This is a genomic window from Nostoc sp. KVJ20, assembly GCF_001712795.1.
Lineage (GTDB): Bacteria > Cyanobacteriota > Cyanobacteriia > Cyanobacteriales > Nostocaceae > Nostoc.
This window is the reverse complement of record NZ_KV757636.1, coordinates 59,611-82,811: the sequence shown is the minus strand read 5'-3', so window position 1 is coordinate 82,811 and position 23,201 is coordinate 59,611. Positions and strand designations below refer to the sequence as shown.

Here is a 23,201-nt window from a genome sequence, read left to right as displayed (position 1 = left end):
TATGAAATTTAGCGTCGTCATCAGTACCTATAATCGCTTGAATCTGCTGCAAAGAGCAATTGACTCGGCTCGGAACCAAACAATCGAGTGCGAGGTGGTTGTTGCCGATGATTGTTCATCTGATGACACCCAAACCTATCTTAAAGGCTTAGGCGACAAGGTTGTTTATCATCGTAATGAAGTGAACCTTGGTCATGCAGCAACAGTAAATGCTGGAGTTGCCAAAGCTAGCGGCGACTGGATTAAGTTTTTAGATGATGACGACTATTTAGCGCCTAACTGCATAGAAGAGATGGCAAAAGCGATCGCACTTCGTCCCGATGCTGTAATCTGCTCTTGTGTCGCGGCTCAGGTGGATGATAATGAAGTTGAACTCTCTCGCACTCCCCAAGTTGGCCCCGGTTTAGCTTTTTATATCCCCCAAGCCGATATTCACTACGGTATGCTTTTAGAACTTGTACCTTTTGGCACACCTGTACAAGTAGCTTGCCGACGTGATGCTTTCCTGCAAACTGGTGGTTGGGACTCTACACTCGATGCTAACTGTGATGACATCGATTCCTGGATTCGGATTGCTCAATTTGGTGATGCTATTTTCTTCAACCAGTGTCTTGCTTACCGCACTATCTGGCCTGGTGCGTATAATCAAAAGTTTTCTTTGTCTCGGCGGTTGGCGACAAATATTTTGATGAAGGAGAAAATTTACGCTTTGGTAAATGAGCAGCATCGCTCAAAGATTCCAGTCTTGCAGGATATAAAAAATTACCTGAAACTCCATTGGATTTTAGTAGCACTGAAGCAAAAAAATATCAAGAGTTTTCTTTCAATGATCGATCCGTCTATACTTTCTCCTCAGTCTTGGAAGTTTTTGCTAACTGCTGCTTCATCACGCCGCTCTCAAGGAAACAATTCTCAGGTTCGTAAACTTGTATTAATTGCGTCGTAGCTTTTTAAGCGTTGGCAGTACTTTCCCTTATTGTTTATACCAATTTTCTAAGAAGCTGCACAGAATCAGCCTTGGTGAGACAAGTTGCTCAGAACAACTGCTTTTATAGCAACCTCACAGGTAATTGGTATTAGCAACTATGCATTAGTCACACCTTTCTTAAAAAGGTCAAAACCCTTGTTGCAAATTTGTTTTATGACTTTATAAAAGATGCATTATATCAATAATCATGAATTGATTATTGATATAATGCCTATATTATTGACATTGAATCACAAATTCATTACCTGTAAGCGATCGCACTGGCAAAAAGTAATGGATAGCCTTAACAAAGGGAGGGTGATCGTGTAAATGCTAGACAAAGACGTTTGTACCAACTACCAGATTTGTAGCAGTGAAATTATTCAAAGTCACAAAGGTGTTAAAACTTTCAATACCACCAAAACCATCGGGGTCAATCTGAACTTGCGTAGAAGTACCCGATTGTACAAACTGCAAGTATTGGTTGATGCCAGGAATTCCACTGTCGTCTAGACTTCTGAATAGATCACTTAAATCTAACTGATCTTCGCTCTGATTAAAATCAGTGATCGTATCACCGATGTCACTCAAGGCTTGGTAAACGAACTGGTCATTACCGCTACTGCCAGTGAGGATGTCATTACCAGCACCACCAATGAGGATATCATTGCCACTACCACCAATGAGGGTATCATCCCCCGCACCACCACGCAGCAGATCGTTTCCACTCTTGCCATCAATGCGGTCATTACCCCCCTGACTGCTGATCACATCGTTGGAGTTGTCAAGACCGTTGACATTATTGTTCAGGTCGTTAAGGAAGGTGACTCTATTTTTACCAAAGACGGTGCTTTGGGTAGAGTTTGCATCGAAGACATCAAAGCTGTCTTCAATGCTGGTTTGCCCATCAAACAGGATATTACCCAAATCTACGCTGGCTCCAGTAGATTTGCGGAGATTATCGAGTTTTTCTAGATCAAAGTTTTGCAGGATGACGTTTGGACTGTTCGCCAAGTTTTCAAAGGAGACTAACAGATTGCTACTATTCTGGGTGAGCAGCAGATTTCGGGCAGTTAAGCCAGTACCCTCAAATTTAAGGGTATCAGCTTCGGCAATCACCGCATTTGTTGGGTTTGTTCCTTTACCCACACCACCGAAATTTGTGATAATCTGCGTTCCCTCGTTGAGGCCAATCACAAATTTGTTTTGACCGCCATCGCCTGCAAAAGTTTGGACTTCATAGGCACCAATGTCAACTTTACTGCCAGATATCCGATCAAATCCAGCGCCACGTTGGTCAGTGGTGACACCAACAGGAATTAGGGCATTATTGCCAGCATTAATAGCAGGACTACCCACAAGTGGAGCATTAGTTAAGGTGACACCACCATTATTTTCTAGTGGCCCTAGTTTAGAGTCGATGGGGTTGACGCTGTTACCCACAATGCTGTTGGTAGTAAAGCCAGTGCTACCTGTGTTGTCACCAATCAGGTTATTGCCGACATCAGTGAAGTTGCCAGAAACGTCAGGCTTGAGGATAGAGGATTCAGAAGAGTCATATAAATTTTTGTTGAAGTTGCCTGCAATGATGGTGTTGCCAGCGATAACAGTACCATCTGAGTCATTAAAAATGCCTCCACCATCGGCATTACGAACGTAAAAGTCTTGTGCGTTGTTATTGGTAATGGTGCTGTTGGCGAGGGTAAGACTGCCTGAGTTAGAAATGCCACCGCCGTCGATGTACCCCCTATTGCCAGAGATAGTACTATTGCTCAGGTTGAAGATGCCTGAGTTATAGATGCCGCCACCGCTTTCGGCTGTACTATCAGAGATGGTGCTATAGTTCAGGTTCACGGTACCTGAGTTATAGATGCTGCCACCGTAAGATGGCAAAGGGTTAGGGCCGCCGCGCTCAAGACCACTAGCGATCGCAATATTATTAGAGAAAGTACTTCCCGTTATGCTGAGGTTACCTGTATTGAATATTCCGCCGCCGTAAGCGGGGTCGTATTTGATCGAGGCAATGTTATTAGAGATGCTGCTATTAATTAGGCTGAGATTGCCTGTGTTAAATATGCCGCCTCCTAGTGACGATCCCCTATTATCCGAAACAGTGGTGTTAGTCAGGCTAAGGCTACCTCTGTTAAAGATGCCGCCTACAGACCCAGTGCTACCAGATACAGTGCTATTGGTCAAGTTTAGGCTGGCATTGCTATTGAGAAAAATACTACCAAAGCTATCACTAGCATTAGCAATTTTCAAGCCATTAATGCTAGTATCTGTCCCTGTTCCTGATATCTCAAATACGCCTTTACTATTGTGTCAGTATTAATAGGTGGCTTGCTAGTGAATTGGACTTCATAAGCACCAATATCAACCACACCGTTAGATATTCGGTCAAATCCAGGGCCTCTTTGGTCTGTGCTGGCGCTAACTAGGGAATTATTGCCTGCATCAATGGCGGGACTACCCGCAAGTAAAGCTTGAGTTAATGTTGCACCACCATTATTTTGTAGAGGGCTGAGTTGGGGATTAATGGGGCTGGCGTTGGTGCCCACTAAGGTGCTGGTAGTCAAACCAGTACTACCAGTATTATTACCAACTAGGTTATTGCCAGAGTCGCTAAAACTACCAGCCACATCGGGCGTGATGTTGCTGGAGGTGGAGTTGTCGAAGTTACCGGCAATGATGCTGTTCCCAACGGTTATAGTCCCACCATCGTTGAAAACGCCGCCACCGTCGCCAGTCCCATCAGCGTTAGAGTCAGCTGTGTTATTAGTAATTGTGGTGTTGATGAGGGTGAGGGCGTCGTTGTTATAGATGCCGCCGCCCTCAGTAGTATTTGTATTCCCAAATACAGTACTGTTCGTCAGGGTAGCTGAACTGGAAGAAAAGATATATTCATCTTGGATAGATAAGTTAGAAATGCCGCTTCCTGTATTGTTTGATACAGTACTATTGTTAAGCCAGAGAATGCTGTCTCGGTTATAGATCCCAGTTTTCGTATTACCTGAGACAGTGCTATTTGTAAGCCTGATGTTACCAGGATTAAGTATGAACGGAGGAATACCAGTGATGGTGTTAAAGATGCCGTTTTCAGTATTGCTAGAGACAATGCTATTAGTTAGACTGACTGTGCCTCCTTCGTTAAAGATGCCGCTTCCCGTATTTCCAGAAACAGTGCTGTTAGATATATTTAGGCTACTATAGCCTCTGTTAAAAATGCCGCTTCCTGTATTGTCAGAAACGGTGCTGTTAGTTAGACTGACGTTGGTATAGGTTTCGTTAAAAATGCCGCTTCCTGTATTGTCAGAAACGGTGCTGTTAGTTAGGCTGAGAATAGCATTGTTGTTAGTTTTAATACCGCTATCATTACCATTAGCGATCGCCAAACCATCAATGCTAACATCTGTTACTAATCCTGATATCTCGAACACCCTGGAAGCATTATTTCCACTCACGGTAAGCAAAGATGACCCAGTGCCCAAGATGGTAAGATCATCAGTAATCGTCAGTTGCCCAGAGGTCAGGGTAATTACATCTGGGGTGTTATCCGTGAATACACCCCCAAAAGTGATCACATCATCCCCTGGAGTAGCATTAGCTAAGTTAATTGCTTCCCGAAGTGTGGTAATGCCGTTGTTCGCATCACCATCATCTGCGTCTCCGGTATCATTCACCGTTATGGAATTTAATTGGAAGTTTGGAGTATGTGGAGTTAGCATTTTGTTACTTCAAGATAAGGTTATGAGGTCAACTCAAACTGACTGAAGCTTTATATTTACTAGGGTTTTCACACAAATACTAACAGTACTAACGAATTATTTATTACTATTTATTTCTTTTTTATCATCAGGCAAATTGCTGTTTTTGTAAAGTCATAAAAGTATTTCAGTAGTGGCCAAGAGAGGGAAATGGGGAATTCTAACAAGGACGATTTTGGAGTTTTACCCCGATTTATCGAGCCGTTATTGAATAACTCTTTAAGCTAAGTAACTAGTTAGAAACGCTTTTAGTCAGTAGTAAGTGGTCATTTTTACACACTACTGACTGCTTTTGAGTTGTCACTGAAGAACTCAATAAGTATAGCGGTAGCCACATAGGTTAGGACATTTTGAAAACCCCAAGGCTAGGAATAGTAATACTTTTACCTCCTGCCTCCTGCCTCCTGCTATATGTAGATTCACACTCAGTTACTTATCTTTATTTTTTATACACATCTTAAAGATTATGCGAATCATACATATTTTGAACCATGTTCAAGAAATAGGTAACGGTATTGTGAATGTGGCTGTGGATCTGGCTTGTCTACAGGCAAAATCTGGTTATGAGGTAGCGGTTGTTTCTGCTGGTGGTGAATACGAGACTTTACTAGATATTTATGGTGTTAAACACTACCAACTAGACCAAAGCCGGAAACCGATAAATATGATCAAAGCAGTTATGCGTTACCGAGCGATCGCAGCTGAATTTCAGCCGGATATTGTTCATGCCCACATGATGACGGGAGTGATATTAGCACGTATTTTTAAAGGAAACAAATATGCTTTAATTTCTACAGTCCACAACGAATTTCAACGTGCGAGTCTGCTGATGGGTTTGGCTGACAGGGTAATTGCTGTCAGTAAGGCTGTGCAAGATTCTATGTTTAGGCGCGGTATTCCAGAAAACAAGTTGCGGGTGGTATGTAACGGAACTTTGGGCAGTCCCCGCACTCGACAAATACAAGATTATCAACCTCTACCATTACAGCATCCAGCGATCGCAACTGTAGCCGGGATGTATCAACGTAAGGGAATTGCTGAGTTAATCGCCGCCTTTGAACAAATTGCCTCAGATTTTCCCCAAGCGCATCTTTATTTGGTAGGAAATGGCCCTGATAAGCAGCTATTTGAGGCACAGGCACAAGCAACTTCTGTAAAAGAACGCATTCATTTTGAAGGTTTCCAACCAGAACCTCAACGCTATCTGATATCTTGTGACATATTTGTGCTGGCTTCCCACCGTGATCCTTGCCCTCTGGTACTTTCGGAAGCTAGAGAAACTGGAACTGCGATCGTTGGTACTCAGGTAGATGGGATTCCTGAAGCTTTGGATAATGGGCAAGCAGGTCTTTTGGTGCCAGTAAAAGATAGTAATGCTTTGGCTGGGGTCTTAGTGCAATTACTGAGTAATGCCGAGATGCTGGACGAGTGGAAACAACGGGCAAATCAAAACCTAGAGAGGCTGAGTGTTGCCCGTGTCCATCAGGAAACAATGACAGTGTATCGGGAGTTAATTACAAAATGAGGGCATGGGGCATTGGTGATTATTCAGTTATCACCAGTCCCCAGTAACAGCTTTAACAGTGTAGCGATCGCTTTAGTTTGAAAGCTACCCCTAAAGCGCCAAAAACGAGCACACCCAAAACATTAGTTGATTCAGGAATGGCGGTGTAAGAAGCACCCACCCGGATCGGCCCATCTCTATCCTCTTGATCTGCTGGTATTGCTGGAATGATTCCACCACCTGGGGTTAAATCGGGTTTGGTAGAAAATAGATTGTAAAATATATCTCCGTCTCGGATTACGCCACCACTATAAGTGATCAGGTTGCCTTCAACGGTAACGTTTGCAAAGATATCCTCTAGACCAGGAATACTAGAGAAACCAATCTTTCCATCTCCATCAACATCTCCCCACTCTACCGGCTCATTATCAAATGATGGATTAGAATCGGCATTAGTATAGAACAGCGTTTGTAAGTCAAAAACGAAGCTTCCTATATTATTGCCAGTACCATTTATTAAATTGTTAGCTCTATCTGGGACACCATATTCTATTCTTTCTCCTGGTAGAATATCTGGCCCAAGGGTTCTTGGTTCTCTCGTTTTGAATATGTCTTCATTCACAGTCGTCACGATGGGTTCTACAAAAATGACGGCTCTTGCTGGTGTCCAAGATAAAAGACTAATTCCTGCTGCTCCTAGAACAGATAAGGCTATTTTGGTTGCAATTGTAGTCATATTTGTGTCCTTTTCATATTGGTTAAGAGAATGCTATACCGCATGGGTTAAATCAAACAGCAAAAACTCACTTTTCAACTGCTATCTATCTGCTAGATAAATAGTGGTTAATGTGTGCTTGCTCACTGAGTTGATATCTACTCATAGGTTGATTTATAAAGCAATTCTTGTAATGCTTTATCACGATAACTAGTAATTTCACGCAATCTTTATAAAAAATCTAAATTAGAACTGATGCGTTGACATATTAGACAATATGTGAATCATAAAATTATCTTTACTTCTATTGAAGAAGAATTCAGAATTCAGAATTCAGGAGTCAGAATTCAGAATTCAGAATAAAGACGCGACGCTCGTTCGCCCTTGGCGTCTCCCCTTGGGAGAAGACTCGCTAACGCTGCGCTATCGCGGCTTCGCTTACAGTCAGGGATTCAGACCGACGCAGAAATTGTTGCACCACCAAATTTTCTTGTTTTGTGGGAGTGCAAAAACGCCGATTATTCAGACGCAGTATTCGAGCGTCATTACGAATTACGAATTACGAATTACGAATTACGAATTATTCTAATCCTGTTGGTGAGCGAATTTATAACCGCCCCAGAGAGAAAGAGCGATCGCAATTACCAGCAAAATCGGTATGCTGTACCAAGGAAACTGGGACAAGGGTAAATGAGCCGCTGCACGCAGTCCGATGCTGGCGTAGGTCAACGGTAACAGGTAAACTACAACCTTGAGGGCAGATGGTAATGTCGCAGGGTCAAAGAAAGTCGCTCCTAAGAATGACATAGGGATAATTATAAAGTTGTTGTAGAGTCCAACTGATTCGAGCGATCGCACACTCAACCCCACAATCACCCCTAACCCAGCAAATACCGAACAATTCAGCACTACTAACAGTAAAAATAGTGGGTTGAGAAAATTCCAGTTTCCAGTCAACAGCAACGCTACCAAAATCACCGAACCGGAAGTCATCAACCCCCGCACGACTCCCGCCAGCATTTTACCTATGTGCAGCGCTAAGGGGTGTATAGGAGTTAACAACAATTCCTCGAAGGTTTTGCTAAATAGTCTGTCTCCACAAATTGAAAATGTCGTTCCACCAAAGCTAATCGTCATGGATGATAGCGCCACCATTCCCGGTAATATGAATTCCAAATAGTTGTCATAATTACCACTAATCCCTGAGCCGGGTTTGATAGAACTACCCAAACCCAAGCCAAAAGCTAAAATATATATCAGTGGAGATATTAATCCTGATGCAGCAACTTGTACAATTCTCACACGTAAATCTAACCAATCTCCCCAAAAAATAGTCAGAGTATCAGCTAGGAAGATTTGAAGTTGCGAAGTTTTGAACCTCTTGCCCGAAAGTAGCGCTCTTTGAGATGTCACGTGCTTTCAATTACTTATCAAAATTTCATTAAGTGTTAATTTACATTGTTTTACACATCAATTACTAGGGGTAACAAAAATATCTCATCCTAAAAATTGAAAAGTAACAACAAAAGCTAGATAATCTCAGCATTCTGACTGTTTTAATAGTGAAAATTGAATTAAGACCATCTGATAATCATCAAAAATGTGCTATCATAATCCATCAATACAAGAAGTAAAAAATTAACTAACAAGTCAAACAAAACTCATAACTAACAACAATTGGTTAACAATCAAACTAAATAAAAATACTCACCAATTATTCCAGATAGAAGCAATAAGACATAAAGTTGAACTTCTGTCCAGATATTATGTGCCAAATATTATGTGAAGTCGGCAAGAATGAATTTAGCTATTTTAAACTAATGTAAAATTAATAATATTGGGAGGAAGCCCAAAGAGTGATATTTGGAATCTCTCACTGATTCAAAGTACCGAATACAGTGCTGGGAGGACATTAAGACCACTAAGTTATCAAGATAAATTCATATTTTTCTCAGTTACCGTGAACGTAGCACAGAAAATCACAGACAATTGCATTAAAGACTAGGCATACTGAAAAGAGGGAGCAAACTTTAAACCACTCCCTGCCAAATAGGCGTGAAGGTGATTAAGCAACAATGAGACGTAAACCCACTGGTAGATCGACTACTACTTCTAAACCCTCTATTTTCCAATCCCCTATGTTTAACCTCTTCACCATCGCCATTATGGGAGGGGTGTTGATTTTGGGAATTGGGATTGGCATTGCTTTTAGTTCTACAACCACGTTGGCGCCATCAAATGTGGCTTCCCGTGAATTCATTGACACCAAAGCACCAAACCCTGAGATTTGTGTACAGTACGGAGCTAGCGCGATGGTGATGGACGCTAGACTGTTCGTCACTCTCAACCCCTTCAACGTCTATGTTGCCCAGCCGAGTATGCGTCCTGGATGCGTAATCCGGCAAAATAACTGGGCGCTTTTAGAGCAACGTAAGCTGGTAACTAACGATCAGGTAAGAGATTGCAAAAATCGCTTGAATACCTTTGGTTTCACAGGTAACTTGGACAGTGACAAACCTGATATTAGGTGTATATATCAGAATGAAGCTGCTCAAAACTTCTTCACGGCTCAACCAGGAGCAGTTGGAACACCTCAAGAAACGGACAGATTTTAGATTTGGGCATTGGGTATGGGGCATTGGGCATGGGGCATTGGGCATTGAAAAGAGGCAGAGGGGCAGGGAGCAAAGGAGAAAGAGGTAATTTTTTATTCTCCCCCTTGCCCCCTGCACCCTGATCCCCTGCTTCTTCCTTGTCCCCCTCAGTTCCCCCTGCTTCCTATCTATTTTTAGGAAGGGGTTGACCAAACTCGATCACCTGGACATCGGGAACATTAGGGACTGTTGGAACTGGAAATTCCGACATACCGAAAGGAGGAATGCTATTCAAATTACCGGGTTGATTTGGGAAAGAAGGAGGGGGAAGAATCAAACCAGGTTGTTGAGAGGATGTATTCGGAGTTAGGGGAGGTACGGTTACAAAAGGCTGTCCTAAATTATTAGTAATTGTTGAGGGCAGTTCATTGGATGGAGGGGGTACTGTCAGTAAGGGTGGTTGTGCGTTAGTAGTACTTATCGGTAGGTTAGTAGGAAGTTGAGGTAGTTTCTTGGGTGAAGGTGGGGAGTTTGCTGGTTTCACTACAGCAGTTTTACCAGAAATAACTGGACGTAATACCCAGCGAGTGGAGTTTTTTGGGGAAACGGGTTGCAGTTGTACTTGTTTGGGATTAAAAGCTGTGCCCGATGCTAAATCTAGGACAATGCGGGTGTCGTTCTCATTCAATTGAGAAACGCGAATGCTTTTGATTGATCCAGAATAATTTTGTTGCGTGGTAACGTTACCCAACTTAGTATTTGGTAAATCTACAACAAGGCGAGGAGGTTGGGCTAAGTAGAAATAACGGGGAGTTGTGCCTGCCGAGAGGGTGATTTCGAGTTGCTGTGTTTTGGTAGAAAAACGCCATTTATTTAGCTTTGCCACTGGTGTAGCAGCTGTAGTGAAAGTTTCGAGGGCGATCGCTGCACAAAAGCCTAATAGACTGATGCTAAATAGCTGCTTGCGCCATTGGCAAAATTGCCTAGTCTTTAGTCCCTGATCCATTCTTTTTATCTGCTCCATAAAGCCCATACAATGCGCTCACATTGCTGTTTACTTCGCCCTTCCAATAACTATCCCCACTCCCCAATTCAATTAGCTGTTTTGGGGCACAGCGGTAAATTTCAGAGTTTTGGGAATGCCATTTATAGTTAATTGACCTGTCATATTACCTTTATCTACCAATTGCATTTGAATTGTGACTGAGTTCAGAGGATCATTTTGGGGGTAAGGAATATTACAAAGGATTGATTTGCCAACTTTCCCAGATAGATTTAATTGTTGGTTTTTCAAAATGCCTGCCAGAGAGTGCTTTTCATCAGTATTGGCGCTAGCGTTTGCCGATAAGACAGAGGCATTTAAGTAAATACCCGACTGTTGAATGTTTAACGTCAGGGTATCCGATTTTTCACAGTTAGGCAAATTCTCAGCCAGCGTTAGACGATACCTGCCGTTAACTAGAGGAGGAGCCTTGAGATTGTTTTCTCCATAAATGGTTACAGTTTTAAACAACAGTAGCACTGAACTTATTGCTACTCCGTAAAAAGCTAAAGATTTGAAGTTGAAATGATTCATGTGTTGGAGTGGGGAGTGGGGGAGCAGGGGAGCAGAGGAGCAAGGGAGAAGAGTTTTCCCTTCTGCCTCTTTTCAAGCCCTCTCTTGTGCCGACTGGGTTACCACAGCGCTGGCTCCTCTTGATTACTAACTTCAGGAAGCATGGAAGTTAGATGAGCGGTGACTTGACTGTAGCGGCGGGTAATTAGCAGGGAGGAACGGCATTGGATGGCTAGTTGATCTGTATATCTTCCCAAGGTTTGACGCTCAATGCCCCAAGTGCGGCTGGTGCCAGCAATTGTCAGGTCTACACTTTTTGAGGCTTCGATTAAGGCTTGGATTGGCTCTGGGGACTGGACAATTTTGATTTCAATGCGATCGCGTACACTTTTCGGTAATTGCTCGATCATCGTGTCGAGTTCGTAACTCAATTTATCTTTGAGGCGATTTTCGGGTAAAACGTGTAAAACCTGCAACATACAAGTTTCATGATTGATGAGCAGTCTGAGCGCAAGTATAAGCGCCAAATCATCATGGATATTTGCAGAATAGGGGACTAACAAACTTTCTAAGCGATCGCTTCCCCGGTCTACAAATACTGCCACATCAACTGGTGCAGTGGTGAGAATTTGACCGACTTTTCCACCTAAACGATTGCTACTAAAGGCTGGACGATGCCATCCCACGAGAATTAAATCAACTTGGTCTAGTGCGGCAATTTGTGATGTTTCCCGTGCGACATTGCTAGATGTGCGAACGATGGGATGCACATAAGAGCGTGTTTCTAGCGGTTCGAGAGTATTTATCAATTCATCTAGTTGTTGGCGACGCTGGGCGATTAATCGGTCTGCTTCATCTGGGGTACTTTCAAAGGCATAATCTTCTTCAAATTCAATCAGGCTAAGAGGGTTAACAATGGCGGGATGTCGGTAGTTAAGAGCGATGCTGACTGCCAACTGTACCAGCCCTTTTTGGGTACTCGGATTAGCCACTGGCACTAAAATTCGGTAGGGATGAAGATAACTTACACTTCCAGCGGTGACATCTGTATCTATATCGTCATCGTCTGTTTCTGCTTCCAACTCCGGTTCCATGACATCTAACCTGATCAGCTTCTTCGGGTATGTCCATTCCACCAGTGGCGAGGTCATGAATGTAGTTACCAATGCCATAATTACCAGCATGGTAAATATTAAGGGGGAAATTACCCCTAACTCTAGACCAATGTTTAGCACTATTAGTTCAGTTAAGCCGCGAGTATTCATTAACCAACCGAGTGCCGAGGCTTCTCGTTTACTAATGCCACTGACACGAGCTGCTACATAAGTGCCAAAATATTTGCCTGCGATCGCCACTCCTAAAACCAACGCACACAACAGCCACAATTTTGGACGGTTGAGCAAGCCAATATCCGTCCGTAAGCCACTGTAGGCAAAAAATATTGGCAGCAAGAATATCAGGACAAAATCTTCGGTTTTTACTGCCAATTCCCGCACTAAATCTTCATTTTTGGGCATGGCTACTCCCAGTAAAAATGCCCCAAAAATTAAGTGAATACCAATTAGTTCGGTGATTAGTGCCGACGCAACCACGCCCATATAAATCCCAGCTAGCCACAATTGGCTGAGGCGTCCCGCACGAAGGTAGTGTTTGACAAGACCTTGGAGAAACCAACGTCCCAGCGTCAACATCAAGCCGATGTAAATTATGCTGGCGATAATTGTGGGTATAGCACCAGCAAAGTTACCAGTCCGAGCAACTGCGATCGCTACTGCTAAGAGACACCAAGCTGTCACATCATCCACCGCTGCACAAGTTAACGCTAAGGTTCCTAAACGCGTTCCTTGTAAATTGTTTTCAGTAATAATTCGCGCCAACACTGGAAAAGCAGTAATTGACATTACCGCCCCCAAAAACAACGCGAAGGCAGTGAAGGATACGCTTGCATTGGAAACTAGGGGATAAATTATTACTGCTAGCAATGTTCCTAGAGAAAACGGCACCAAAATACTCACATGAGAAGTCAAAACAGCCACGTCTAGCTGACTATTGAGGTATTTAGGATTTAGTTCTAACCCAATCAGAAACATGAAAAATATTAGTCCCACCTGAGACAAAACATTTAGGAAAGGAAAAGTCTCTGGTGGAAACAAGGTAACTGCTACGTGGGGAGCAATTAAACCAAATAAAGATGGGCCGAGCATAATTCCGGCGACAATCTCACCAATTACCAGCGGTTGCTTAATAGAACGGAATGCTAATCCTACTAGCCTTGAAAGTCCAATAACAATCAGCACCTCAACCAGAACGAGAATAACTATGTGCATGGTTTCCTCACAATTAACTATCTGGTTTCTATCAGATGATTCTTTAAAAGACTGGAAAATGTCAAGTTCGTTAGATCAAACCAAGAGTAATTTGTGTTTTGTTGTTATGTCAATTGCTGTTACGATGCAGTAGTAGGCAGGAAACAAGAATTATGATGATTTTCGCAGCTAAATCTCTAATTATCGGCATTAAAAAAATTAAGTAATAGTTAGTCAGTTTGTAGTAGCGCTTAAACGCAACTACAAACAAAATAGCGGTGATAATGAAGTTGAAAGCAGATAATTTTACCCAAATACTAGGTAACTAATTTTATATTTGAATCTGCTTAAGCGGAAGATTTATCGTAGCTTGTATTATGTAACAAAAAAGCAACGAGCGGTGATGCCATCAGGGTAGTAATGACTGCCATAATCACCATAATCGTGAATAAAGTGGGGGTAATTATCCCTTGCTCCAGACCAATATTGAGGATGATTAATTCCATCAAACCACGAGCATTCATCAGAGCGCCGATAGTTGCTGATTCCCGCCAATTTTCGCCAGCCAATTTTGCAGCCAACATACAAGCAATGCCTTTACCGAGAATTGCGATCGCAATAATTAAGAACGTAATTCCCCACAAAGTCGGTGTATTTACCAGTCCAATTTGAGTGTTCAATCCAGAGAAAACGAAAAATATCGGTAACAGAAAAGAAGTAGTGATAAACTCTGTATATTGGCGAATCTGTTGGGCAAATTCTCCGCGTGGTGTCACCGCTCCCAGCACAAAAGCACCAAATATTGCATAGATGCCTGTGACATCGGTAAACCACGCACAAAACATCAAAATTATCAACATCAAGGTCAAGGTTTGTCTGTTCACACCTGCATCGCGTTTTGTCATGCGTGTGAATGCTCTCAGTAGAGGTTGTCCGACAAAAATTGCAAATAGCACGTAGCAAATGCCACCACCAATTGCTAATATGGCAATGCTCAGAGAATTTTTCACGCTAGCAAGGACGATCGCTAGCAAACACCAAGCAACTGCATCATCTACTGATGCTGCACCTAAAGCCAAAGTCCCAAACCGGGTTTGTGCAAGACCGCGTTCGTAAAGAATGCGAGCTAACATCGGAAAAGCCGTAATTGTCATCGACGCACCTAGATACAATGCGGCTGACCAAGCTGTAACTTTTGGTTGAAAGAAATTGCCATTGTGATAAAACCAAAAAGATGCGATCGCTCCTAAAATAAAAGGAGTAATAATTCCAGCCGCAGATAGCAAGCTTGCACTTTTGATATGATGTTTTAAGAGTTTGGTGTTGAACTCTAAACCAATCAAAAACATATAAATTGCCAACCCAATTTGGCTGATAGCATATAAAATCGACATTGATGGATTGGGTATCTTGTCTCCTAAAGCTGTAATGATGGGAAGCTTAGGAAATAGCCATTGCTGAAAATCTGGTGCAATCAATCCTAAAAGAGATGGCCCTAGCATGACACCTGCAATCATTTCGCAAACAACATCGGTTTGACCAAGATAGCGGCGTCCTAAAATCGTAACAATGCGACAAGTGACTAAAATAACAGTGAGTTGCAGAAATAGCTGAATAACCAGATCAAAATTTGACATTGCACCTCTTTAATTTGCGTCTCTGCATTGAACAATCTCTCCAGACTCCAAAACTTGTCCTTTTTTTCTCATTAATACATCAACAAAAGTCCCAATTTTGGAACAGAAGATAGCTGTTTTTAATTTGATGAGATACAAGAAGCAATGCGTTGCTTTGGTTTCCAAAGTTGTAGTAATTGTCATGTTGTTCTTAAGAACACACACAACTGTACGTCAATACAACATATTGCATCCAAACTAAAACCGCCATATATGATTTTTTATGATTTGTTAAATTGCGATTTATAAACTTTTTCATCTATTTGAACCACAATCTGATGCAATACTGCTCGAATAAGCATTTTGAACTCGGAATTGGGTTTTGGGAAAAGTTTAAAGGGTAAAGGTTAAAGGTTAAAGGTTTTTTCTTTCCCCTTTCCCCTTTCCCCTTACCCTTTTCCCCAAAACCCGACAGGTATTGCAATCTGATGTAGAGACGCACATATATATGTCCCTACACTATGGTTTACCTGAAATTGCTATAATTTATGATTAAATTAGTTTCGAGTATCTAATTTATTACAACCATTCTCCACCCCGGAAACGCCAACGGGGAAAGATAATTCGCATTAAGCTTTGGGAAGTAATAAACACTGCTAACCACACGATGCTATAGTGCAGTAAAAAAGCTCCTGGCGACAGTTCCTCTTTCGGTAAAGGTATTGGTAAAAAGCCAAACAGCTTGACTCCACAAAACACAAATACTAATTCCCATATACCAGCTAAGAGTTGATAAACTGCGGGCCAATCTCTATCCCAGCGTGATTTTTGCAGATAGTCATAAAGCACATCCCAACCTATGCCAAAGATGGCGACATAAGCAAGTATCCAAAAATAAACCGAGTTAGCACCAGGCCCAATCCAACCCATTACAAAAGGCAAAGATACAAGTACACCTACAGTTGCAAGTAATAATAATCGAGTTTGCCAGCGACCAAATAAAGTTGGTGTCATAGGAGTGCTGAGTTGGAAGTTGGGAGTTGGGAGTTATAAAAAAGAGAGAAGTTGGAGTTTTTATAAATGGATGTTAGATTGGCTTTCATTAAAAATTTCGGAAGATTGTGGTGCTTTTGCCATGATGGCAAATATGAGAATCTGGACTAGCCTCAAAGCACCAACACATCTATCATTATTAGGATGGTTTCAGGTGATAATCAAATTGAGAATGGTGAACTGCGTTGGCAAAACCCACTTTTCGAGTAGCGTCTCGTAGAGAAGGCATGGCATCCCAATTTATTACATCCTCTAACAAAGCTTGATAACCTATTGTATTGGGATGAAGTCCATCTTCACTCAAGCGTTTGAGCCGCCAAGTTTCACCACGTTCCATCCATTGCTCAAAAATATCTAAATAGGGAATCTGCCGTTTTGTACAAGCAATTCGAGTTGCTTCTTTGTAACGGTACTGGTCGGCATGATTATAGTAAAAACAATCTAAAAATGGCATCTTGGCTTCATTCACTGGCACCATGCCCACAAATAACACAGGACAGAGTTGCTGTGCTAAATCTAGCAGAGAAGCAATTTCCTTTTCAAACAATGTAAAGTCTGTGTAACTTCGACCATCGGGACGCGCCAACCGCGCTGAGTCATTCACGCCTACTGATAAAATAATCAAGTCGGGAACACGATTTCGCAGTTCACCCCGGTGGCGAAATTCAACTTCTAGCCTTTGTGCTACTTGTTGCGTGCGATCGCCTCTTACCCCTAAATTATAAAGAATATGACCGTCACTATCCGGCAACATCCACCACCGCCGTAGTTGCTCAATCCAGCCTCCTTTTTCCGGATCACCGAATCCATAAATTAAGCTGTCCCCCAGTGCGACAATCTTCATAGGCTGCAAGTGATTTGGTGGTGCGGACAGCTGCATTGAGGAAGAAGCTAGAAATGTGTGCATTTAACAACTATATTTTATATTTTTACAAGTTTCTATACATTTCTATACCATAAATGGCTATCCTATAGGTTTTATCCCCTTTGCCAAAACTGCCGTAAAATCTCCCCTGGTTTTCTATCCCAAGTGTCTATATGCTCGTATATCAAATTGTCTTGGTTGAATTTATACGTTGAGTACCCATTAAAAAGCAAACCAGCTTTCCAAGGAACCCGCAACACTCCCCGCACTGTCCACTTTGCTAAAATCGTGTCTTCGGCTGACTGATAAACCTCATGGACATCAAAGTAAATTTGGGTAAAAAATAGCCGAGCGTGAAATCGCAAAGTCCAAAATATAATCCGATAGTTAAATTTGTATTTGAATGTATTCACCGGATCTTTAAAATAGATATCCTGTGTATAAATTTGATATGAGATATCTTTTTCAAAAAGTGTCGGTAAATCCTCTTTTAAAGTCTTAATTACATGTTCCACCGAAAATTGAGATTCCACGAGCCTTTTCCCTTAAAAAATCTTTTTTAACACCCTTTGCAACCCTGGCCAAATAGAAGATGTTTTCTTGTGACTCACACCACCCGCACTCAAATCTGACAGAGTGGGAAATGATGCAGATTTAGCATAAGGCCCATTTCGCAAAACTTTAGCTAGGGTATTATTATTTTCGCGTAAACCCTCGTAAAAAAAGAATACTTCTCCTTGAATGCCCAGTTGGCGATTGTATTCAATTGCCTGCACAAGATATTCTGGACTAATGCAGTAAGAGCCAAGTTTCATCAGTATTCCCGGCGCTAACTTCGGCAGTGTCGCATCTGTGAACTGCTGGTTTACTAGTTTATCAGCGATCGCAGAATAACTTCTAAAGTCACGACGATAAATCTGCGGCTGAATCATATCAACTATTCCCCGCTTCAGCCATGCGGGCGAGTCTTGCAGATATTCCTGAAATGCCCAATCATGGATATTAGGTGCGATCGCTACTAGCAAGTTAGGATTCACTGCTTTCACTTCCTGGTAGAGACGCGCCAAGAAGTTAGTCAGAATATCTGCACGCCACTGTAACCATTGCCTATCCTTGGAATTTTGTGGCGGATTGCAATTAAATTGTTGGCGATAGCGGGTGACAGTTCCCTCATCATAGCCACCTTCAGAGGGGAATGCTGGGAAGCGATCGTCACCTTGGACACCATCGACATCGTAATTATTCGTAACTTCTAGCACCAAGTTCAATAAAAATTCCTGCACTTGAGGGTCGAGTGCATTCAACCACTCAAAGCCATTTTTCTTCAGTAAGTTACCATTACAATCACGCGCAGACCATTCCGGTTTTTTCTGTAAAAGTAAACCACCATTCAAATTGTAAGAACTGGCAAAGCCATATTCAAACCAAGGAATAACTTTCAACCCAACTCGCCGCGCCTCAATCACTAACTCTTCTAAGGGGTCACGACCTACAGATAGCGGGTCAATTTCGACTCCAAAAGTCTGCCGCATTGTTTGACTAGGATATAAAGTTACTGCCTTGTTCCAAACAACGGGAAACACCACATTAAATCCCGTCTCGGCGAGGAAATCCATCGCCTTGGCAATGCGTTCTTTTGACCTGAGAACTTTACTATCAGTAGTGGTCAGCCAGATACCACGAGTTTCGATTATTGCCATTTCTATAAATTAAAATTCTCGCTACTGCACCATCTAAACATTGACTAGCCGACGATACCGCGCTTGTATTATTGTGTAAATTCCATAGGCAACCAAACCTAACGCCACAATACCCAAAAGCCATGCTCCATTCGGCTGTTGCGCTAGCGTCTGTAATACTTCATCCAAACCTTCGGCAGTAGCGGCGTTCGACTGTCTTGCTGCTTCGATTAAAAACCAACCGATAATACAAAATACTATACCCCGTGCCGCTAAACCAAATCTGGCAATCCTCATTACCCATTGGGCTTCTGTGTTGCTTAACTCAGTTAAATTGAGTTCTTTACGAAATTTGCCACTAAAAGCTTGATAAAACTGATAGAAACCTAGAGCAATTACAAATGCCCCCGCAGTTCCAACTAACCATTGACCAAAGGGTTGAGAAAGCAAACGTGCTGTCGAATCTTCAGTAGAATCACTACTATTTTTAGCGCTACCTGTACCCATAACGATTTGCACAGCACTTAAGGCTAAACTTGCATAAATCAAGCCATTAACTGCGTAACCAATTCGCACTGCCAAACCTTTGGCATCATTACCTTTATTTTCTGGGTCTTTAATTGCCTGTACAAAACGCCAGATTACGTAACCAATCAAGCCGATTGCAACTAAAGCCAGCAAAAATTTACCAAATGGCTGGTTGACGATTGTTTGGAGAGCGCCTTGAGTATCAGTTGTTTTACCACCCGTGCCAAAAGCCACCTGTGCCGCCAGTAGTCCAACTATACCGTAAACGACTCCCTTGGAAACATAGCCAAATCGTCCCAGCCGCTCAATCCACAATGAAGCATGGTTTGTCAACTGTTGTGTCATGGTAGTTGGGGAGAATTATTATATCTACTTCTACCAAAATTTACCTATGATTCACATCTATCTCAGGGCAAATTGTCTAACTTTTTGCAAAAAATCACTATCGTAATACTGTCTTTTAATAGATGTGAGACTGCTCAGAAGAATATTACAATTTTTAAATACAGTATTATTATTTAGTGTTTTTTAATGCTGAATTTGTATTAATTATGTCTCTAATAGAAAGTTCTTGGAAACACGAATATATAACTAGCAATGGGGTAAAACTACACTACGTTACCCAAGGTGAAGGCCCTTTAATGTTGATGCTGCACGGATTTCCTGAATTTTGGTACTCTTGGCGGCATCAAATACCAGAGTTTGCCCAAGATTTTAAAGTCGTCGCCATTGATTTACGTGGTTACAACGATAGTGATAAACCAAACGAGCAATCAGCTTATGTAATGGATGAATTTATCAAAGATGTTGAGGGAGTAATTAAAGGATTAGGATACCAAAAATGTGTTTTAGTTGGACATGATTGGGGTGGTGCGATCGCTTGGGCTTTTGCATATACTTACCCCGAAATGGTAGAGCGATTAATTATCCTTAACCTGCCTCATCCTGCCAAATTTAGTCAAGGCTTACGCACTCTCCAACAGTTGCAGCGTAGTTACTACATCTTCCTCTTCCAACTACCGTGGATACCAGAAGTATTCTTACAATCTTCAGACTACCAAGCAATTGAAACAATTTTTAAAGGTACAGCAGTTAACAAGAGTGCTTTTACTAAAGCGGATATTGACGCATATAAAGATGCTGCTGCAAAACGCGGTGCCCTGACAGCAATGTTAAACTACTACCGCAATGTTTTTCAACAAAGAATACTAAATTCAAATTGGGGTATTTTGGAAGTGCCAACACTGATGATTTGGGGAGAGAATGACACCGCACTTGGCAAGGAACTAACCTACGACACCGCAGCCTATGTCAGGGATTTTCAAATTAAGTACATTCCCAATTGTGGTCATTGGGTACAGCAAGAACAGCCTGAATTGGTTAATCAGTATATGCGAGAATTTCTATCTGAAGACTTAAGCTAAATTATATAATTCATCGAGTATAAATACTTATCAAATCAGCTTTATGACGAATTGTACAAGCTTTTAAAAAGATTTAATAGTGATTTAATACTGGCAATTTTTGCCGAATTATCGGCTAAAAATCACCAAAATCAGAATCAATGGCATTTGTGACATTATTTTTATTCTTGTTTCATATCACAACTAAGTTATCAGGAGATAGATTGACCTTACGAAATTTAGTGAGATAATAGAATTGTGAGGGACAGAACGGACGCAACTTGATTATTTAAGGGGGAAAATTATGAAACTCCAGCTATTAGCGGCCATGGCCTTAGCAACTCCCCTATTTTTCACTAGCTCGGTTAGAGCCGAGAATCCGCAGGACTTACAAAAGCTGCTTTCAACTGGGGAATGTATCCAGTGTGATCTATCAGGAGCTAACCTCAGTGGCGCTCATCTAATTGGTGCTGACTTGAGAGGCTCGAAGCTCCAAGGAGCCAATCTTGTAGGAGCCAACCTCGAAGGTGCTGACTTAACTGGTGCAAACTTGGCAGGTGCTAATCTAACATCCGCTTATGTAACCAATGTGAATTTGAAGCAAACAAATCTTAACGGAGTAAATTTTACTCGCGCTACGATTCACGATTCTAATGTGTATAAAGCATCAATGAATGATCTCAATCTCACTGATGCCGAAATATTTAACACTGGAATCGGGATTGGTGGAGAAGATGCCGAAATTCCCGATTGGGACTAGGCTCAACTAAGTTGGCAGGTTAAAATAAACACAACATAGGTTTTTGCGGGTTTTAAATCAAAGGAACTGGTTTTTTGCCAGCATTAATCCCTAAAATCTGCCTCTACAAAAATATTAAGATAAATGAAACCCCTCTGCCTTGTAATTATTTTCTTATGACGAAGGCGGAGGGGGTTTCTTATTGGGATTTCGGATTGAGCCGATATTCACTTAAAAAAGTACAATATGTTCTGAAAAGCTCTGCTAAAATCAGCTTTCAGCTTTTTTATTAGAAGAATTGGCTTTTTGAAAGACTCGAAACGCGAATGAATATTCAGGCGAATAGCAAAAATGAGGGTATGCATAACTTATCAAGTTGCCTATACCCTCACGTAGATAAACTCAGTTTTTGCAGTAGCGTATAAGTCTAGGTTAGTGCCTGAGCAACTGCTGCCGAAAGTGACTCATTTGCTGCTTGCTTCAACAATTCGGCTTTATCGGTCTGTTCCCAAGGCAAGTCTAAATCAGCCCGCCCAAAATGACCGTAAGCCGCGACGTCCTGATAAAAACGTCCGCCTCGTTCACTTGGTAAGTTGCGTAAGTTGAAGGTATGGATAATCCCCGCCGGACGCAGTTCAAAGTGCTGATTGATTAATTCTAGTAAGATTTCTTCATCCACTTTGCCAGTGCCAAAGGTATCAACTAGGATACTTGTTGGTCGCGCTACGCCAATCGCATAAGATAGCTGGATTTCAACTTTTTCTGCCAACCCGGCGGCGACAATATTTTTCGCCACATAACGAGCTGCATAAGCAGCAGAACGGTCTACTTTCGTGGGGTCTTTGCCGGAAAAAGCGCCGCCACCATGTCGTGAATAACCACCGTAGGTATCAACGATTATTTTCCGTCCTGTCAGACCAGAATCTCCCTGAGGGCCACCAACGACAAATTTGCCGGTGGGGTTGACTAAAAAACGTGTTTCCTGATTAGGTTTAACGTCAATGTCGCCAAAAACAGGTTCAACCACTGCTGACCAGAGGTCTTGTTTAATTTTGGCTTGTACAGCCGCCTCATCCGTTATTTCCCCAATACTGGCTGTATGCTGGGTTGAAATCAGGATAGTATCAATACCTACGGGGCGTCCGTCTTCGTAGACTACAGTTACTTGGGTTTTGCCGTCAGGACGCAGGTATGACAATTCACCTGTTTTGCGGACTGCTGCCAATCGGCGAGCAATGCGGTGAGCAAGACTGATGGGTAAGGGCATCAGTTCTGGTGTTTCGTTGCTGGCAAAGCCAAACATTATACCTTGATCGCCCGCACCAATTTTATCGAATAGTTCATCACTATCTTGCTGACGGGTTTCTTGGGCGGTGTTAACGCCTTGGGCAATATCGGGTGATTGTTCGTCTAAAGCTAGCAAAACACTGGTGCTGTTAGCAGAAAAGCCATTGTCGGCATTGGTATAACCAATTTCGGCAATTTTTTTGCGGGCGAGATTGACGAAATTTACGTTGGCTTTGGTGGTTATTTCACCAGTGATTAGCACTAAACCAGTATTAACTACTACTTCAGCGGCAACACGGCTGCTGGGGTCTTGTGTCAGTAGGGCATCCAGAATGGTATCAGAAATCTGATCGCAGATTTTATCTGGATGACCTTCGGTGACTGACTCGGAGGTAAATAAATATCGACGAGACAAAGGAAATTCCTCCTAACTTGAGTTTTTTAGCTGACTAAATGTGGTATCTAGATCAACTAGCTAATTTATGAAATGATAACAATATTTATACTTCACTAGTTAGTATCTGATTGATATTGATAAAAACCGCTAATTATAAGGTAAGTATCTGTAAATAAGATAAATGTATGCTAATTATTTTCTGGGAAAAATGTATTTAATAACACAAAAA

19 protein-coding genes are annotated in these 23,201 nt (G+C 42.0%); 5 read left to right on the top strand and 14 right to left on the bottom strand.

The genetic code is table 11. The features are described 5' to 3' along the window. The first annotated feature begins 1 nt into the window (after window position 1). The gene (locus A4S05_RS20025) at window positions 2–946 is read left to right on the top strand and encodes a glycosyltransferase family 2 protein (RefSeq protein ID WP_069071554.1); all 945 of its coding nucleotides are present in this window, start codon (window positions 2–4) and stop codon (window positions 944–946) included. Window positions 947–1,300: 354 nt separating this feature from the next. On the opposite strand, the gene A4S05_RS43435 is transcribed toward A4S05_RS20025, so the two are convergent. Together A4S05_RS43435 and A4S05_RS20015 are read right to left on the bottom strand one after the other, a co-directional pair. Continuing rightward, window positions 1,301–3,229, bottom strand: a complete 1,929-nt coding sequence (locus tag A4S05_RS43435) for a choice-of-anchor Q domain-containing protein (protein WP_069071553.1) — start codon at window positions 3,227–3,229, stop codon at window positions 1,301–1,303. Further along, window positions 3,226–4,692, bottom strand: a complete 1,467-nt coding sequence (locus tag A4S05_RS20015; RefSeq protein ID WP_069071552.1) for a right-handed parallel beta-helix repeat-containing protein — start codon at window positions 4,690–4,692, stop codon at window positions 3,226–3,228. Before A4S05_RS20015 ends, A4S05_RS43435 begins: the two co-directional genes overlap by 4 nt. Before the next feature lie 505 nt (window positions 4,693–5,197). Here A4S05_RS20015 and A4S05_RS20010 point away from each other — a divergent pair. Beyond that, window positions 5,198–6,256: a glycosyltransferase family 4 protein gene (locus A4S05_RS20010; protein ID WP_069071551.1), complete on the top strand. Its 1,059-nt coding sequence runs from the start codon at window positions 5,198–5,200 to the stop codon at window positions 6,254–6,256. A gap of 52 nt (window positions 6,257–6,308) precedes the next feature. Here A4S05_RS20010 and A4S05_RS20005 read toward each other — a convergent pair whose 3' ends face one another. Further along, window positions 6,309–6,971, bottom strand: a complete 663-nt coding sequence (locus A4S05_RS20005) for a hypothetical protein (RefSeq protein ID WP_069071550.1) — start codon at window positions 6,969–6,971, stop codon at window positions 6,309–6,311. Between the two features lie 564 nt (window positions 6,972–7,535). Beyond that, window positions 7,536–8,363 (bottom strand): ABC transporter permease, encoded by an 828-nt coding sequence (locus A4S05_RS20000; protein WP_069071549.1) that lies wholly within the window; start codon window positions 8,361–8,363, stop codon window positions 7,536–7,538. A gap of 662 nt (window positions 8,364–9,025) precedes the next feature. Between A4S05_RS20000 and A4S05_RS19995 the strand changes: the two genes are divergently transcribed. Then, window positions 9,026–9,565, top strand: coding sequence for a DUF3172 domain-containing protein (locus A4S05_RS19995; RefSeq protein ID WP_069071548.1), 540 nt, complete (start codon window positions 9,026–9,028; stop codon window positions 9,563–9,565). A gap of 163 nt (window positions 9,566–9,728) precedes the next feature. Here A4S05_RS19995 and A4S05_RS19990 read toward each other — a convergent pair whose 3' ends face one another. From A4S05_RS19990 to A4S05_RS19950, 9 genes are all read right to left on the bottom strand, one after another. After that, window positions 9,729–10,550 carry an AMIN domain-containing protein gene (locus tag A4S05_RS19990; RefSeq protein ID WP_069071547.1) on the bottom strand — a complete coding sequence of 274 codons (822 nt, stop codon included), beginning with the start codon at window positions 10,548–10,550 and terminating at the stop codon, window positions 9,729–9,731. Window positions 10,551–10,640: 90 nt separating this feature from the next. Beyond that, window positions 10,641–11,120 (bottom strand): hypothetical protein, encoded by a 480-nt coding sequence (locus tag A4S05_RS19985; protein WP_069071546.1) that lies wholly within the window; start codon window positions 11,118–11,120, stop codon window positions 10,641–10,643. Between the two features lie 98 nt (window positions 11,121–11,218). Further along, the gene (locus A4S05_RS19980; RefSeq protein ID WP_069071545.1) at window positions 11,219–13,426 is read right to left on the bottom strand and encodes a cation:proton antiporter; all 2,208 of its coding nucleotides are present in this window, start codon (window positions 13,424–13,426) and stop codon (window positions 11,219–11,221) included. A gap of 326 nt (window positions 13,427–13,752) precedes the next feature. Beyond that, window positions 13,753–15,042, bottom strand: a complete 1,290-nt coding sequence (locus A4S05_RS19975) for a cation:proton antiporter (RefSeq protein ID WP_069071544.1) — start codon at window positions 15,040–15,042, stop codon at window positions 13,753–13,755. Between the two features lie 558 nt (window positions 15,043–15,600). Next, the gene (locus A4S05_RS19970) at window positions 15,601–16,035 is read right to left on the bottom strand and encodes a hypothetical protein (RefSeq protein WP_069071543.1); all 435 of its coding nucleotides are present in this window, start codon (window positions 16,033–16,035) and stop codon (window positions 15,601–15,603) included. Between the two features lie 178 nt (window positions 16,036–16,213). After that, window positions 16,214–16,981, bottom strand: a complete 768-nt coding sequence (locus A4S05_RS19965) for a GDSL-type esterase/lipase family protein (RefSeq protein ID WP_084227171.1) — start codon at window positions 16,979–16,981, stop codon at window positions 16,214–16,216. 71 nt (window positions 16,982–17,052) lie between these two features. Next, window positions 17,053–17,472, bottom strand: coding sequence for a C6orf136 family protein (locus A4S05_RS19960; protein ID WP_069071542.1), 420 nt, complete (start codon window positions 17,470–17,472; stop codon window positions 17,053–17,055). A gap of 12 nt (window positions 17,473–17,484) precedes the next feature. Beyond that, a complete protein-coding gene (locus A4S05_RS19955) occupies window positions 17,485–18,639 on the bottom strand; it encodes a glycoside hydrolase family 10-like protein (RefSeq protein WP_069071541.1) in 1,155 nt (384 codons plus the stop codon). A gap of 33 nt (window positions 18,640–18,672) precedes the next feature. Beyond that, window positions 18,673–19,491, bottom strand: coding sequence for a DUF1206 domain-containing protein (locus A4S05_RS19950; RefSeq protein WP_069071540.1), 819 nt, complete (start codon window positions 19,489–19,491; stop codon window positions 18,673–18,675). A 206-nt stretch (window positions 19,492–19,697) separates the two neighbouring features. Between A4S05_RS19950 and A4S05_RS19945 the strand changes: the two genes are divergently transcribed. Both A4S05_RS19945 and A4S05_RS19940 read left to right on the top strand, forming a co-directional pair. Further along, entirely contained in the window at window positions 19,698–20,570 is an 873-nt protein-coding gene (locus A4S05_RS19945) for an alpha/beta fold hydrolase (RefSeq protein ID WP_069071539.1), read from the top strand. A gap of 283 nt (window positions 20,571–20,853) precedes the next feature. Next, complete coding sequence (locus A4S05_RS19940; protein WP_069071538.1) at window positions 20,854–21,309, top strand: pentapeptide repeat-containing protein; 456 nt, start codon at window positions 20,854–20,856, stop codon at window positions 21,307–21,309. A 406-nt stretch (window positions 21,310–21,715) separates the two neighbouring features. On the opposite strand, the gene metK is transcribed toward A4S05_RS19940, so the two are convergent. Then, window positions 21,716–22,990 carry a methionine adenosyltransferase gene (metK, locus tag A4S05_RS19935; protein WP_069071537.1) on the bottom strand — a complete coding sequence of 425 codons (1,275 nt, stop codon included), beginning with the start codon at window positions 22,988–22,990 and terminating at the stop codon, window positions 21,716–21,718. Between the last annotated feature and the right edge of the window lie 211 nt (window positions 22,991–23,201).

Coding starts and splice junctions, on each gene's coding strand:
- A4S05_RS20025 (WP_069071554.1), top strand. CDS start 2: ATGAAATTTAGCGTCGTCATCAGTACCTATAATCGCTTGAATCTGCTG.
- A4S05_RS20015 (WP_069071552.1), bottom strand. CDS start 4,692: ATGCTAACTCCACATACTCCAAACTTCCAATTAAATTCCATAACGGTG.
- A4S05_RS20010 (WP_069071551.1), top strand. CDS start 5,198: ATGCGAATCATACATATTTTGAACCATGTTCAAGAAATAGGTAACGGT.
- A4S05_RS20005 (WP_069071550.1), bottom strand. CDS start 6,971: ATGACTACAATTGCAACCAAAATAGCCTTATCTGTTCTAGGAGCAGCA.
- A4S05_RS19995 (WP_069071548.1), top strand. CDS start 9,026: ATGAGACGTAAACCCACTGGTAGATCGACTACTACTTCTAAACCCTCT.
- A4S05_RS19990 (WP_069071547.1), bottom strand. CDS start 10,550: ATGGATCAGGGACTAAAGACTAGGCAATTTTGCCAATGGCGCAAGCAG.
- A4S05_RS19985 (WP_069071546.1), bottom strand. CDS start 11,120: ATGAATCATTTCAACTTCAAATCTTTAGCTTTTTACGGAGTAGCAATA.
- A4S05_RS19980 (WP_069071545.1), bottom strand. CDS start 13,426: ATGCACATAGTTATTCTCGTTCTGGTTGAGGTGCTGATTGTTATTGGA.
- A4S05_RS19975 (WP_069071544.1), bottom strand. CDS start 15,042: ATGTCAAATTTTGATCTGGTTATTCAGCTATTTCTGCAACTCACTGTT.
- A4S05_RS19970 (WP_069071543.1), bottom strand. CDS start 16,035: ATGACACCAACTTTATTTGGTCGCTGGCAAACTCGATTATTATTACTT.
- A4S05_RS19965 (WP_084227171.1), bottom strand. CDS start 16,981: ATGCACACATTTCTAGCTTCTTCCTCAATGCAGCTGTCCGCACCACCA.
- A4S05_RS19955 (WP_069071541.1), bottom strand. CDS start 18,639: ATGGCAATAATCGAAACTCGTGGTATCTGGCTGACCACTACTGATAGT.
- A4S05_RS19950 (WP_069071540.1), bottom strand. CDS start 19,491: ATGACACAACAGTTGACAAACCATGCTTCATTGTGGATTGAGCGGCTG.
- A4S05_RS19945 (WP_069071539.1), top strand. CDS start 19,698: ATGTCTCTAATAGAAAGTTCTTGGAAACACGAATATATAACTAGCAAT.
- A4S05_RS19940 (WP_069071538.1), top strand. CDS start 20,854: ATGAAACTCCAGCTATTAGCGGCCATGGCCTTAGCAACTCCCCTATTT.